The following is a 13,276-nucleotide window of genomic DNA, read 5'->3' on the forward strand; positions in this document are numbered from 1 at the left end:
TCCCCCATTTCGGCGAACGCAGGCGGTGCGTTTGCGGAGAGGGTGGGTTTCGATATTTGTAAAAAGGTGAAGTTGGAGCGCGGCGTTCTGGGGCGCTGTCTTGTGACCTTGGGAGTGGCTCAGCGTGGCAGGGTGTAGGGGGCTGTCGTGTCAGACCAGCCGTCGGTGTTGGTGCGGGCGCGGACGAAGACTTGGGTGGTATCTTCGGGGATGGAAACGCCGGAGGTGCCTCGGGTGAAGGGTTGTTCGTCCACATGGGGGTGGGTCAAGGGACGTGTGGCGGCGATTGTGCCGTCGGCCAATTCGACGCGCCAGCCGTCGGCGTAGTCCTCCCACCCGGTGTCGGCATGGGACAGGGTCACGTCAAAGCGCCAGCCGGAAGCGGTTTGGGCGGCGGTGACTTCAAGGATTTGGGCTGGGTCGGCGGATGCGGGCGTTGTGGCGAGAAACAGGAGGGGGATGAGATACTTCATCGGTGCAGAATAGGGGCGATGGTACAGGAATGCACGACGCGAAGGTGTGAGGGGCATGGGTTAAAAGGGTTTGTAGACGACGAGGATCAGGATGCCGATGACGCCAAGCACGCTAATCTCGTTGTAGATGCGGAGCCAGCGGTCGGATTCGGTGAAGATGCCTTGGCGCGCCCGAAGAATGAGACGTCCGGTCCAGCCGTAGTGACCCGCCAGCAGGACCACGGTGCAGATCTTCAGCAGAGACCAGGTGGGCCAGCCCCAGAGGTGGGCAAGGTAAATGCCGGACAGCACTGCGACGACGCCAAGGCCGAGGGAAAAGCGGTAGATGCGGATGGTGAGATCTCCGGTCGGGCCGAAGGTGCCTTGCGCGGCCCATTCACGCTTCCAGAAAATCAACGCGCGCGGCGCGGCGAAGATGCCGGTCATCCACCCCAGAACGCACAGCAGATGTATGACTTTGACCCATTCCATGGCGCTTGTTGTGAGCGGGAAGCCCGCGGGTCGCAAGGGGCCAGATTGTCCCTGTGGGAAAACGATTGATGTGAGGTGGTATTGGTTATAATATTTTACCAATTCGTGCGATGCAGCCGCGCGTGACGGGAGGGTCAGCCTATGCAAATGCCGGAACCTGATGCAGGGATCATTGCGCGAAAGCCGAGGATTGTAGAGCAATTACTGGCGATCTTGCCGGAAACGGCGGTGATCCACGATCCGTTGCAGACCAAAGCTTATGAATGCGATGCCTTGACGGCCTACAAATGTCCGCCCCTGGCTGTGGTGTTGCCGAGCACGACCGAGGACGTCGCCGCCGTGCTGAAGCTGTGCCACGCGGAAGGGGTGCCCGTGGTGCCGCGCGGGTCTGGCACCTCTTTGGCGGGAGGGGCGTTGCCTACGGCTGATTGCGTGATCCTGGGCGTGGTCCGGATGAACCAAGTGCTGGAAACGGATTATGAGAACCGGGTGGTGCGGGTGCAGACCGGGCGCACGAACCTGTCGGTCACGGGGGCGGTGGAGGCGGAGGATTTCTTTTACGCGCCGGACCCGTCGTCGCAATTGGCCTGCGCCATTGCGGGCAATATCGCGATGAACTCGGGCGGGGCGCATTGCCTGAAGTATGGGGTGACAACGAACAATCTTCTGGGGGTCACGATGGTTACGATGGCCGGAGAGGTGTTGGAGATCGGCGGCGCGCACCTCGATAGTGGGGGCTATGATTTGCTGGGGTTGGTCTGCGGCAGCGAGGGGCAGTTGGGCGTCGTGACGGAAGCCACGTTGCGGATCCTGAGAAAGCCCGAAGGGGCGCGGCCCGTGCTGATCGGTTTTGACAGCAATGAGGTCGCAGGGGCCTGTGTCAGCGACATCATCAAGGCGGGCGTTTTGCCGGTCGCCATCGAGTTCATGGACCGCCCGATTCTGGAGCTGGCAGAGAACCACGCGAAGGCAGGGTATCCCGATTGCGAGGCCGTTTTGATCGTGGAAGTGGAGGGGAGCGTTTCGGAAATTGATGCGCAGTTGGCGTTGATCCGGGAGATCGCGCAATCCCATAATCCTGTCGCGTTCCGAGAAGCGCAGACCGAGGAAGAAGCGGCGCGGATTTGGTTAGGCCGAAAGAGCGCTTTTGGGGCCGTGGGGCAGGTCGCAGATTACATGTGTTTGGACGGCACGATCCCGGTGGGAGCGTTGCCGAGGGTGCTGACGGGAATCAAGGATATCGCGGACGGCTACGGGTTGAAGGTGGGCAACGTGTTTCATGCGGGCGATGGGAACATGCATCCGCTGATCATGTTCGACGCCAATAAGCCCGGAGATCTGGAACTGTGTGAGCAATGCGGCGCGGACATACTGCGGCTGTGCGTTGAGGTGGGCGGTTGCCTGACAGGAGAGCACGGGGTTGGCGTGGAGAAGCGCGATCTGATGGGGGCGCAATTCTCTGCCGCCGATCTGGAGGCGCAGATGTGGGTGAAAGATGTCTTTGACCCCTCGTGGTTGCTGAACCCGGCAAAGGTCTTTCCGTTGGATGTGTCCGTGGGACGTCGAAAGAATAAACATGCGGCTTGATGGGAAGGCAAAAAGGGGGCCAGCCCCCTTGAGCGATCTTTTTCCAGGAAAAAGATCGCTGACCCCCGGAGTTGTATGCGCCAAGATGAAGGAGCAGGCCCCATGTTGACCCCTCGGGATGAGGCTGAGTTGAGCGAAGCAGTGGCAGGTGCTGCGGGACCGTTGCGGATCAGGGGCGGTGGGACACGCGTGATCGGGAGGGTGCCTGACGCGGAGGTGCTGTCGTTGCAAGCCATGGCGGGGATCGAGATGTATGATCCCGGCGCGCTGACGTTGGTGGCAAAGGCGGGGACGCCGTTGGAGGAGATCGAGGCGGCACTGGCTTCGGAAGGACAGATGCTTGCATTTGAACCCTTGGATATGCGGGCGCTTATGGGGCGCGAGGGGCGGTCGACCATTGGCGGAGTTGTGGCGGCCAATGCCTCCGGCCCGCGACGATTGCAGGCGGGGGCGTGTCGCGATGCGTTATTGGGCGTGCGGTTTGTGGATGGACGAGGAGAGGTTCTGAAGAACGGCGGGCGGGTGATGAAGAACGTCACTGGCTATGATCTGGTCAAGCTGATGGCGGGCTCTTTCGGGACGCTGGGGGTCTTGTCGGAAGTGGCGCTAAAGGTGCTGCCGCGATTGGACGGTGCGACGGTGCTTGTGCGGGGGGGCAACCCTTTGGAAGTTATGACCAGCGCAATGATGTCGCCCTTCGATGTGTCCGGCGCTGCGGCCGTTCCGGGGGAGGGGACTTTCCTAAGAGTGGAAGGGCTAGAGGTCTCGGTACGCTATCGGTGCGATCAATTGCGCAACCTATTGGGCGCGATGGGAGAGGTTGAGGTTATCGCGGACCCGTTGCTGTCGGCGGCCCTATGGAAACGGCTGAGGGACGTGACGGATTTCTCCGGCGACGCCAGTGCGGTATGGCGTATCTCCATGAAACCGTCCGACCTGATGGGGCGCTTGATGCCGTCGCTTTCGGATACGCTGGACGCTCAGTTCGATTGGGCGGGTGGCTTGGCCTGGCTGCGCATGGCCGCCGGCGCAGAGGATGCAGAGGTCACAGCCATGCACGCGCGGCTTCAAGCTGGCGTTGTCGCCCATGGCGGTGGCCACGCGACCCTGATCAAGGCGCGGGACGCCGTCGTGGCGAAGGTGCCCACTTTCCAGCCGGAACCGCGCGGCCTCGCGCAGCTATCGCAAGGGCTAAGAGCAAAGTTTGACCCGCGCGGCATCCTGAGCCCGGGCCTGATGGGAGGCACCTGAAATGCAAACCACATTCACGCCAGAGCAGTTGAAAGACCCCACAACCGCCCGCTCGAACGAGATTCTACGCACCTGCGTTCACTGCGGCTTCTGTACGGCCACCTGCCCAACGTATCAGGTCTTGGGGGATGAGCTCGATAGCCCTCGGGGGCGGATCTACCTCATTAAGGATATGTTGGAGACTGGCCGACCTGCGGACGAAAAAACAGTGAAACATGTGGACCGCTGCCTGTCTTGCCTGGCTTGTATGACGACCTGCCCCTCGGGCGTGCACTACATGCATCTGATTGATCATGCCCGTGAATATATCGAGCAAACCTACGAACGCCCGATGCTAGAACGGATCCTTCGCTGGACCTTGGCGCGCATCCTACCCTACCCAACGCGGTTCAGATTGGCCCTTCTGGGGGCGAAAATCGGCCGCCCCTTTGGCCGGTTGATGCCGGATGCTCGGCTTAGGGCGATGCTGGAAATGGCGCCGACCTACATTCCTCCGGTTAGTCGCAATGATGATCCTCAGACCTTTCCTGCGGCAAGTAAGAAAATGCGGGTGGCCCTGATGACGGGCTGTGCGCAGAAGGCGCTGAACACCGATATCAACGACGCGACGATCCGGGTGCTCACGCGCCTCGGGGCCGAGGTTGTGGTGGCCGAGGGGGCGGGTTGCTGTGGCGCGCTAACTCACCACATGGGAAAATCCGACGAGAGCCACCTTGCCGCCGCGCGGAATATCCGCGCCTGGACGGCCGAACTTAACGGCGCGGGCTTAGATGCAATCGTGATTAACACCTCGGGCTGTGGCACGACGGTGAAAGACTACGGCCATATGTTTAGGGAAAACCCGACCCTGGCCGAAGACGCGCAAAAGGTAGCGGACATCGCCAAGGACATTAGCGAAGTCTTGATAGACCTGATGCCCGCGGAAACGGTTCAGAAAACCGCCGATGGCCTTCGCGTAGCCTACCACGCGGCTTGCTCACTCCAACATGGCCAGCAGATCAAGACTTACCCCAAGGACCTTTTGAAACGCGCCGGCTTCACGGTGCTGGAACCCGCTGACAGTCACCTCTGCTGCGGCTCCGCTGGAACCTACAACTTGATGCAGCCTGAAATCTCAGGCCAACTCAAAACGCGTAAGGTACACACCCTCGAAGCCCTTCGCCCCGATATCATATCTGCGGGCAACATCGGCTGTATGATGCAGATCGGTGGCGCGACTGACGTGCCCATCGTCCACACGGTAGAGCTGCTCGATTGGGCCACAGGCGGCCCGCGCCCGCCCGCGTTGGATCGCAACCGTGACACGCCCGCCGTGCCCCTGCTGCGCTAGGCTCCCCCTCAATCCACGCTCGCAAACCCAACGCCTCGCTCCCTCCTTCATCTTGGCAAATACAACTCAATCCCACACCCGCCCCAAACGCCGCCCTCTCGGAGGGCTCCCTCCCGCGCCCCCTAGTTGATCCCCACTCTGGCCATATTCTCGCCGCGCTTGCCCACTACGCCCTACCGAAACGGTTAAGGAGCCACCGATGGGTTGGTCATTTTTCGCAGGGGTAGCCTGTGCATTCGGTGTCATTCTCGGCGCCAGCTTCCCTGCTCTCGCGCAGGGGTTGCCGCAGGTGCAACTGATCGAGGGGCACGGTGGCCTTCGGGCCCTTAACAGTGGGACCGAGGCGCAGGTCTGGCGGGGCGTTGGGCGGCTCGATACCGGCGCTTCCTTTTGCACCGCCACGCTCATCCGTGAAAATCTGGTGCTGACCGCGGCCCATTGCGTGTTTCACCCGCAGACGGCCCGCGCTTTTGATGCCTCTGATCTGACCTTTCTGGCCGGGCTCCGCAATGGCCATGCCGAGGCGGTCCGCAACGTGCGCCGGATCATTGTCCTGCCCGGATACCACCCGGAACAAGGGCCGGACTTCGATATGATTGGTCGTGATCTGGCACTTTTGGAGCTGTCGATGCCGATCTCGATGACATCTATCGTGCCGATTTCCACGGCCCGTACGCCTTGGCGTGAGGGGCGCGTCACGGTGGTGTCTTATGGCCGCGAGCGTGAAGGTTATGCCTCGATCGAAGAGGGGTGCGAAATCCTTCAGCGGCAGGACTCGGTACGGGCAATGAATTGTCAGGTGGTGTCGGGGGCCTCGGGCTCTCCGGTGGTGCGGGTCAATCAGGGTCGCGCAGAAGTGGTCGCCGTCATCTCCGCCAGCGCACAATCGAGCGAAGGCGATATCTCCCTTGCTGTCATGCTCGAAGATCATTTGGCCACGCTGATGTCGCAATATCAGGCCAGCGCTTCGACACCTGTGGGGGTGACCACGTTGGGGGGCACGCCGTCGTTCATCGTGAACGGCGCAAACGCACGCAGCGGTATTGGGGCGCGGTTCATTCGCCCCTGATCAAGGGTCTTGAAACCGGCATTCCCCCTTCCCAGATCAATGGGGTCGGTGCCGCCTAGCGGGCCGATACGAAAGCAACCGGGTGCGTGCCTGACAACAGGGCGGCCCAAATTACTTGTTATCGCTCAATGGAGGATGACCCATGCGAACCTATGATTTTTCCCCTCTCTACCGTGCCACCGTCGGCTTTGACCGTGTGGCAGATATGCTGGACCGCGTGCTGACCCAGGACGCCAGCCAGTCCACTTACCCCCCTTATAATATCGAGAAGCTGGACGAGCATTCGTACCGGATTTCCGTGGCTGTTGCCGGTTTCTCTGACGCTGATCTCAGTGTCGAGCAGCGCGAACATCAGCTGGTGATCGCGGCCAAGCGTGAAACGACGGACGAAAAGCAGACTTATCTGCATCGTGGCATCGCCACCCGTGCGTTCGAGAAGCGTTTCCAATTGGCCGACCATGTCCGTGTGACGGGTGCCGTGGCCGAACATGGCATGCTTCACATTGATTTGGTGCGTGAAGTGCCAGAGGCGCTGAAACCGCGCCGGATCGAGATTGGCGGATCAACAACTGCCAAAGCGATCGAGGCTGATACCGCCAGCGCCTAAATCGCTGACACATTGACCTTTGTGACGGGCGGCCCCAGCGGGCCGCCCGTTTTACTATCCAGTTCTAAGATTGCGAGGGCGGGCGCCATGCCGCTCGATCCGCCGCGTCGGTGTCATCTCGGCTGCGTGCTCCAACATGCGCCGAGCCGCGGCTGTTTGTTTCGGCAGGCTTCGCGAAGTCGCAAGGAGGCTTTCAACCCAGCACCCGGCGACCTGAATGATTGAGTGCCGTTCCATTACCACGTTCAGGTATTCTTCCCGCTTCTTGCCCCGCATCCGGCGGATGCCGTTGCGGCCAATCAGGTTCACAGCGGGAACCAAAACTTCGTCCCCGTGTTGGCCTATACTTCGCAAAACCCGAAGTTGGCCGGATACCATAATATCTTGTTTTGGCTGATTGACCCCCAAAGCCCCTGCCGGGATCAGGATTGGCTTTGGGCTATCGTCATGCACCGCGAATTTCATTGTCTCGCGCACAACCATGCGCAGGGCCTGCCAGCCGTGATCCTTGGTCCACAAAATATCACTGGGGCGCAATAATTCGATCGGGATATCGCCGCGCTGGGTGGTTATGGGCGTGCCCGCAACAAAGGACACGGGCCCGACAGAGAAGGTGAAGTTGGAGGCATTCAGATCCCGCGCGTGGATACCGCATAGCCTGAGCGTATCCCCGTTGTCGAAGGTAATTGTCGGATCGTCGCCGCCCGATATCCGCGTGACGACTTCTTCGAAGCTGCCAATCTCGGCCATGTCGAAGGCGACGATATCGTGGGGCTGAAACGTTTTGATCTCATCGCTGCCATGCCCGTCGCGCACCGTATAAGTCTGCCTCAGGGACGTGGTTTCAGACGGTTTCTGCGCAAGGAGGGGCGCTGTGGGGCTTTCGTCGCCGCTGATCGTCATGGCGTCATCCTGATCGAGGGTGTCTTTGATCAGGAGGGTGGCAAAAAATAGCTAACGCGGGCTTAGGCTCCGCATGGTCATTGCCTAAAACTCAAATTGGTTTGTGAACAATCCCGTGGGCCGGTCGCCTCAGAACCACTGCCCCGGCTCCATCAGTCCCAGTTCCATCAACTGCATGGAGGACCAGTGAAACTGCACTGATTTGTGCCAACGGAAATCAGAGATGTCATGGCGCGACCCGGGGTTGGTGCGCAGTGCCTTGGCCACCCGGAACGAACAGATCGTGGCCGACAGCGAATGGTGCCAAGGGCAGGCGTAGGTGTTGAGTTCTTCATTCGACAGCGTGTGGTCGTCGCGCAGGGTCAGACCGGGGGCAGCCTGAAACAGGCCCACGCGGTCAATCTTGCGCTTGGGTTTGGCGACATGTTCTTCAAACCGCCACCGCAGGCCGCCGTAGAAATTTAGCTGCCTTTCCATTACTTCGTCGTTCTCAGGCCCGCCGCGCCGGGTTTCGGCATAATAGCCAGAGCTGTCCAACAGCGCACCGTCCAGATCAACAGCATTGGGGTGCGCAGACAAATCGCCGGCGTAAAGGTCGACCACATAGGTCAGCACCGATTCACGGCGTTCTTCCATCACCCATGTCACCAATTCACCCACCGTGCGATCCTCGCAGAAGGGGAAGAACAGATACTCGCCGTTGTAGCAGTAGTGAATCCACTGCCCTGGCACCTTCTCGATCAGGGCGTTGACGATGGCTTGGGTCGCGCCCGGTTGCCGGGAGGGGTGGCGAACGATGTGTTGGGCCGTTTTCGCCCCTTCCGGGGCATCGGGAACCTCAACTTCCTCAGGCGCGAGCACGATAATCGCCTTGAAGGCCAACGAATGCAGGTGGTCCAAGGAAGACGCAAGCTCCACCCGGTCCTCGGCAATCAGCACCGCAAAGGGACCCTTGCCTAGCTGCGATGCCGGGGCCGCCTTGAAACTGGTGAGGGAGTCGAAATTCATAGGGTCGTATGCTCGGTCTTATTGGTTGGCCACAAGATGCCTTTGCTTGGGCGATTTTGCAATTAGGACGTCGGTTGAACCGCAGGTATCCGCAGGATACACCCCATCCGTTGATATTTCCCTGACCCCGCGCGAGGCGCCCTGATGACCAAGAAGCTGACCAACACGAAAAAGTTGTTCGTGAAGACCTATGGCTGTCAGATGAACGTCTATGACAGCGAGCGCATGGCCGAGGCTTTGGGAAGCGAGGGCTATGAACAGGTCAACTCGCCCGAGGGCGCGGACATGATCCTGCTCAACACCTGCCACATCCGCGAAAAAGCGGCCGAGAAGATGTATTCCGAACTGGGCCGTCTGCGCCCCCTGCGGGACGCGAACCCCGATCTGAAAATTGGCGTCGCGGGGTGTGTTGCGCAGGCTGAAGGCGAAGAGATCATGAACCGCCAGCCGCTGGTGGATTTGGTCGTGGGGCCGCAGACCTACCATCGTTTGCCGAAGATGATGGAGGCCGTGAACGCGGGGGAAAAGGCGCTCGACACCGACTTCCCCGAGGAAGACAAGTTTCTGAAGCTACCCAAGGCACGCGCCACCCGCGGGCCGACGGCGTTTCTGACCGTACAAGAGGGCTGCGATAAGTTCTGCGCTTTCTGCGTCGTGCCCTACACGCGGGGCGCGGAAGTGAGCCGCCCGGCTGAGAGGCTGATGGGCGAGGCCCGTGATCTGGTGGCGCGCGGCGTGCGCGAGATCACCCTGCTGGGGCAGAATGTGAACGCCTACCACGGGGCGGCGGCTGATGGCACCTGGGGCCTTGCGCGGTTGATCCGGGAGATGGCCAAGATTGATGGGCTGGAGCGCCTGCGTTTCACCACTTCGCATCCCAATGACATGGAAGATGACCTGATCGCGGCGCACGCCGATTGCCCAGAGCTGATGCCCTATCTGCATCTTCCGGTGCAGGCTGGCAGCGACAAGATCCTGAAGGCGATGAACCGCAAGCACACGGCAGCGGAATACATCCGCCTGATCGAACGCATCCGCGCTGCGCGGCCCGACCTGCACCTGTCGGGCGATTTCATTGTCGGCTTCCCCGGCGAAACGGAAGAAGACTTCCAAGCCACGCTCGATTTGGTGGAAACCGTGGGCTACGGCACCGCCTATTCGTTCAAATACTCCGCCCGCCCCGGCACGCCTGCCGCCGAGCGCAAAGGTCAGGTGGCCGAAGAAGTGGCGAGCGAGCGTCTGCAACGGCTGCAAACCCTGCTGACCAAACAACAACGCGCCGCCCAAGACGATATGGTCGGCCGCCGCGTGAAAGTGCTGTTTGAAAAGCCCGGCCGCAAACCCGGCCAGATGATCGGCAAATCCGACTACTTGCATTCGGTCCATGTGGAAGGGCCCGAAACCCTGCGAGGACAAATTGCCGAAGTCGAGATTGTTGAAAGCATGACCAACTCGCTAACCGGACGGTTGGTCTAAGGCGCTCGGGCGGGACATATCCCGCCCGTTGTGGCCAAAGCTGGCCTTGGCTTAACCCGGCGGGTTCTGCGCGATGATCTGGTGCATCACCTGCACCGCCATATCGGGCCGATCCACGGTGGAAGGGTCGCGGCAAACGCGCTCTCCGATGGCGTGCGCCTCGGGGAAAGTGTAGCCGGCGTTCACCAGGCTATCGATGAAAACCGCGTTGGGGCGGTCCCAGATGACCTCGGAAAACGGGCCGCGGAAACAGCTGACGGTCACTTGGACGGTGTTCACGATCATGTGGTATTGGTAATTGTTGGCTGTTGCAGGCACGCCAGAGCCAAGCAGAAGTGCGCCCCCAAGGGCGGTAAATGTAAGTGCTTTAATCATTTTAGTTCCCCAGTTTACTCGGGGCCGTTGATCAAGGGGTAAAGCCCTTGGCAGAGATCCATGCGGCGCCCGATGTGTGCCAAAAGGTTAACACATGGGGGGCTGGGTCTCATCACAAAAACTGAAACAGCTCAGTTTCGCGCGACTTGGAAACAATCACGTTTGATTTGCGGGATCGTCTGCTCGTTGAGAACAACGGCGCAGATCTCTCTTTGACGGGGGAAATGCACGCCGCGGCATCACATTGCGAATCGTGCGTCGCCTGAAACGCAAAAATGGCGCGAACTGGTCACACGCTGTTTCCGAATCCGCAACGCTGGGGCGAATAAACCCCTTCCCAACGGGGGATAAGGTGCTATCCTGCCGAAATCTAAGCCTTTTCCATTTCGGCCCTGCCAGGTCCGCAAATAGGCATGTGAATTAATTGATCGAAGGCCTGTGCGTGTATGTGCTTGGCTGTTCAGAACATAGGGGGATGCACGGGTGAAAAATGCTCTTACACGCGTAATTGCGCGCGGAATGACGAGCTCGTTTGGCGTTGCTGCCTTGGTTGCGGGGGCGTTCATGGCCACCTCGGCGCCGGTCGCAGCACAGCAACAGCAGCAGATTATCGTTAGCGGTCAGGTCCAACCGGGCCTTTGGGTTGATCCCGATGGCTGCCTGCATTGGGTCGCGGATGGCGGTATTGAAGGGTACATGGAAGGCCGTGTTAACCCAGAGAACGGCATGCCCGTATGTCTGGACGTGAACCCTTGTGGCGTCGCGAACACCGATACACTGTTCCACACCGATAGCGCCCGTCTGACCAGCTCGGGTCGCCAGTACCTGCAACAGTTCTTCAGCCAAGCCGGTGCCTATGCCTACGCAATCTATGGCCACACCGACAGCCGCGCTTCGGACGAATACAACATGCGCCTGAGCGAGCGTCGCGCCGCCTCTGTTGCGAACGTTGCCCGTTCCATCGGCGCCCGCGTCGCGCGGGAAATCGGCTACGGTGAACGTCGTCCGGTTGCGCCTAACGATTCGGCTGCAAACATGCAGCGTAACCGCCGCGTCGAAATCGTGTGCTACCGCTGAGGCGGAGGAAGGGACCATACTATGACTGTTTTTAAACTTCCTTTGCTGATTGCTGCGCCACTGGCCTTGATGGGCTGTGTGGAAAGCTTTGAGGGTACGACCTCTGCGCGTGTTGGCCCGAACGGTGAACCTCCTGTTATCGCGATCGGCGAAGACCGGGGCCGCGATGCGGGGTCTCTCTCGCGTCTTGAGGCTGGCATCTACATCGACCCCGACGGCTGCCACATCTGGATGATCGACGATGGCCTTGAAGGCTACTGGTCGCGCCGCCTTGACCCACGTTCGGGTCTGCCGGTCTGCACCGAGCCCGCGCCTCGTGGGTCGATCATTGGCGATTACAGCTCGGGTAGCCCCGGCATCGCGGATCGCGTGCCACGCATCCGCAACTAAGTGCGCCAATAGATTTCATGCATGCGGGCGGCCCAATGGGTCGCCCGTTCTGCTTTGAAAAAGGGTAGGTTTTGCGTGCGGTACTGTCCCGAAATACAAAATATTGCGGACAGATCCCTTTGGGATGTGGACAAGACACGGCGCTGGGGCCAGACTCGGACAGAACAGACGCCGCGGGATGTCCGGGGTGCACCAGCCCAACCGGAGATTTCTTTGGCAATCAACACGCTGCCCCCTGCGGACCCGTCCAGCGCCCCCTCTGTTGCCCCCGAATCTCTCGAACAGGTTATCGAGTTTTCCGACAACCGGCTGCTTATTGAGCTTTGCGGAGAGTATGACCGCAACCTGGCACAGATTGAACAATTGCTATCGGTGCAGATCAACCGTCGCGGCAATCTGCTGGCGATCCTCGGCGAAGCGCGCGTCCGGGCGGCCGCGATTCTTGAGGGGCTCTACGCCCGTCTTGAGCAAGGCAAAGAGGTAGAGCCCGGCGATATCGACGCTGCGGTGCGCATGGACGGTTCAACAAGCGGCACCGGCGTGCGCGATGGCGACCAGATCGAGATGTTCAAAGGCGGCACGCTCGAAATCGGCACCCGCAAGAAGACGGTAGAGCCGCGCACCCAGGCGCAACAGGACTACGTCCGCGCGCTTTATGGTAATGAACTGGCCTTCGGCATCGGTCCGGCGGGCACCGGCAAGACCTATATCGCTGTGGCGGTCGCCGTGAACCAGATGATGAGCGGCCACGTGGACAAGATCATCCTGTCGCGCCCTGCGGTCGAGGCGGGAGAGCGGCTCGGCTTTCTGCCCGGCGACATGAAGGACAAGGTCGATCCCTACATGCAGCCGCTCTACGACGCGTTGAACGATTTCCTGCCCGGCAAGCAATTGGCAAAGTTGATCGAGGAAAAGACCATCGAAATCGCGCCCTTGGCCTTCATGCGCGGGCGCACGCTGTCCAATGCCTACGTGGTGCTGGACGAGGCGCAGAATGCGACGTCGATGCAGATGAAGATGTTCCTGACCCGTCTGGGGCAGGGGAGCCGTATGGTCATTACCGGCGACCGCACGCAGGTGGATTTGCCCCGCGGCGTCACCAGCGGCCTGTCCGACGCAGAGCGTATCTTGAAGGATGTGCCGGGCATCAGTTTCAACTACTTTACCGCCAAGGATGTCGTGCGCCACCACATGGTCGCCAAGATCATCCAAGCCTACGACAAGGACGGCCCGGTGGGCTGAGGTGGGCAGCAATTGAC

General features: G+C 60.4%; 14 protein-coding genes. 9 read left to right on the forward strand and 5 right to left on the reverse strand.

Translation table 11 applies throughout. The features are described 5' to 3' along the window. Positions 1–119: 119 nt before the first annotated feature. Together AADW23_RS06190 and AADW23_RS06195 are read right to left on the reverse strand one after the other, a co-directional pair. Complete coding sequence (locus AADW23_RS06190) at positions 120–473, reverse strand: hypothetical protein (RefSeq protein WP_341863652.1); 354 nt, start codon at positions 471–473, stop codon at positions 120–122. Positions 474–533: 60 nt separating this feature from the next. Beyond that, positions 534–944 (reverse strand): CopD family protein, encoded by a 411-nt coding sequence (locus tag AADW23_RS06195; RefSeq protein WP_341863653.1) that lies wholly within the window; start codon positions 942–944, stop codon positions 534–536. Positions 945–1,085: 141 nt separating this feature from the next. On the opposite strand from AADW23_RS06195, the gene AADW23_RS06200 reads away from it, so the two are divergent. From AADW23_RS06200 to AADW23_RS06220, 5 genes are all read left to right on the forward strand, one after another. Then, the gene (locus AADW23_RS06200) at positions 1,086–2,531 is read left to right on the forward strand and encodes an FAD-linked oxidase C-terminal domain-containing protein (protein ID WP_341863654.1); all 1,446 of its coding nucleotides are present in this window, start codon (positions 1,086–1,088) and stop codon (positions 2,529–2,531) included. Between the two features lie 105 nt (positions 2,532–2,636). Continuing rightward, entirely contained in the window at positions 2,637–3,782 is a 1,146-nt protein-coding gene (locus tag AADW23_RS06205; RefSeq protein WP_341864285.1) for an FAD-binding protein, read from the forward strand. Position 3,783: 1 nt separating this feature from the next. Continuing rightward, positions 3,784–5,112 (forward strand): glycolate oxidase subunit GlcF, encoded by a 1,329-nt coding sequence (glcF, locus tag AADW23_RS06210; RefSeq protein ID WP_341863655.1) that lies wholly within the window; start codon positions 3,784–3,786, stop codon positions 5,110–5,112. A 199-nt stretch (positions 5,113–5,311) separates the two neighbouring features. Next, positions 5,312–6,181, forward strand: coding sequence for a trypsin-like serine protease (locus AADW23_RS06215; RefSeq protein ID WP_341863656.1), 870 nt, complete (start codon positions 5,312–5,314; stop codon positions 6,179–6,181). Between the two features lie 142 nt (positions 6,182–6,323). Further along, positions 6,324–6,788 carry an Hsp20 family protein gene (locus AADW23_RS06220; RefSeq protein WP_341863657.1) on the forward strand — a complete coding sequence of 155 codons (465 nt, stop codon included), beginning with the start codon at positions 6,324–6,326 and terminating at the stop codon, positions 6,786–6,788. A gap of 54 nt (positions 6,789–6,842) precedes the next feature. On the opposite strand, the gene AADW23_RS06225 is transcribed toward AADW23_RS06220, so the two are convergent. Both AADW23_RS06225 and AADW23_RS06230 read right to left on the reverse strand, forming a co-directional pair. After that, a complete protein-coding gene (locus tag AADW23_RS06225) occupies positions 6,843–7,691 on the reverse strand; it encodes a Hint domain-containing protein (RefSeq protein WP_341863658.1) in 849 nt (282 codons plus the stop codon). A 129-nt stretch (positions 7,692–7,820) separates the two neighbouring features. Then, complete coding sequence (locus AADW23_RS06230) at positions 7,821–8,699, reverse strand: hypothetical protein (RefSeq protein WP_341863659.1); 879 nt, start codon at positions 8,697–8,699, stop codon at positions 7,821–7,823. Positions 8,700–8,855: 156 nt separating this feature from the next. Between AADW23_RS06230 and miaB the strand changes: the two genes are divergently transcribed. Next, positions 8,856–10,175, forward strand: coding sequence for a tRNA (N6-isopentenyl adenosine(37)-C2)-methylthiotransferase MiaB (gene miaB, locus AADW23_RS06235; RefSeq protein ID WP_341864286.1), 1,320 nt, complete (start codon positions 8,856–8,858; stop codon positions 10,173–10,175). 51 nt (positions 10,176–10,226) lie between these two features. Here the strand turns inward: miaB and AADW23_RS06240 are convergent, their stop codons facing one another. Then, positions 10,227–10,550: a hypothetical protein gene (locus AADW23_RS06240; RefSeq protein ID WP_341863660.1), complete on the reverse strand. Its 324-nt coding sequence runs from the start codon at positions 10,548–10,550 to the stop codon at positions 10,227–10,229. Positions 10,551–11,069: 519 nt separating this feature from the next. Here AADW23_RS06240 and AADW23_RS06245 point away from each other — a divergent pair. From AADW23_RS06245 to AADW23_RS06255, 3 genes are all read left to right on the forward strand, one after another. Next, positions 11,070–11,627, forward strand: coding sequence for an OmpA family protein (locus AADW23_RS06245; RefSeq protein WP_341863661.1), 558 nt, complete (start codon positions 11,070–11,072; stop codon positions 11,625–11,627). Positions 11,628–11,648: 21 nt separating this feature from the next. Next, positions 11,649–12,017, forward strand: coding sequence for a hypothetical protein (locus AADW23_RS06250; protein WP_341863662.1), 369 nt, complete (start codon positions 11,649–11,651; stop codon positions 12,015–12,017). Positions 12,018–12,245: 228 nt separating this feature from the next. Beyond that, positions 12,246–13,259, forward strand: a complete 1,014-nt coding sequence (locus AADW23_RS06255; RefSeq protein ID WP_341864287.1) for a PhoH family protein — start codon at positions 12,246–12,248, stop codon at positions 13,257–13,259. Positions 13,260–13,276 lie beyond the last annotated feature (17 nt).

It is taken from the genome of Gymnodinialimonas sp. 57CJ19, from assembly GCF_038396845.1.
GTDB lineage: Bacteria > Pseudomonadota > Alphaproteobacteria > Rhodobacterales > Rhodobacteraceae > Gymnodinialimonas.

What these genes read in the sequence shown, in the direction of transcription:
- glcF (WP_341863655.1), top strand. Translation starts at nt 3,784, where the DNA reads ATGCAAACCACATTCACGCCAGAGCAGTTGAAAGACCCCACAACCGCC.
- AADW23_RS06225 (WP_341863658.1), bottom strand. Translation starts at nt 7,691, where the DNA reads ATGACGATCAGCGGCGACGAAAGCCCCACAGCGCCCCTCCTTGCGCAG.
- AADW23_RS06190 (WP_341863652.1), bottom strand. Translation starts at nt 473, where the DNA reads ATGAAGTATCTCATCCCCCTCCTGTTTCTCGCCACAACGCCCGCATCC.
- AADW23_RS06240 (WP_341863660.1), bottom strand. Translation starts at nt 10,550, where the DNA reads ATGATTAAAGCACTTACATTTACCGCCCTTGGGGGCGCACTTCTGCTT.
- AADW23_RS06215 (WP_341863656.1), top strand. Translation starts at nt 5,312, where the DNA reads ATGGGTTGGTCATTTTTCGCAGGGGTAGCCTGTGCATTCGGTGTCATT.
- AADW23_RS06220 (WP_341863657.1), top strand. Translation starts at nt 6,324, where the DNA reads ATGCGAACCTATGATTTTTCCCCTCTCTACCGTGCCACCGTCGGCTTT.
- AADW23_RS06250 (WP_341863662.1), top strand. Translation starts at nt 11,649, where the DNA reads ATGACTGTTTTTAAACTTCCTTTGCTGATTGCTGCGCCACTGGCCTTG.
- AADW23_RS06245 (WP_341863661.1), top strand. Translation starts at nt 11,070, where the DNA reads ATGACGAGCTCGTTTGGCGTTGCTGCCTTGGTTGCGGGGGCGTTCATG.
- AADW23_RS06230 (WP_341863659.1), bottom strand. Translation starts at nt 8,699, where the DNA reads ATGAATTTCGACTCCCTCACCAGTTTCAAGGCGGCCCCGGCATCGCAG.
- AADW23_RS06200 (WP_341863654.1), top strand. Translation starts at nt 1,086, where the DNA reads ATGCAAATGCCGGAACCTGATGCAGGGATCATTGCGCGAAAGCCGAGG.
- AADW23_RS06195 (WP_341863653.1), bottom strand. Translation starts at nt 944, where the DNA reads ATGGAATGGGTCAAAGTCATACATCTGCTGTGCGTTCTGGGGTGGATG.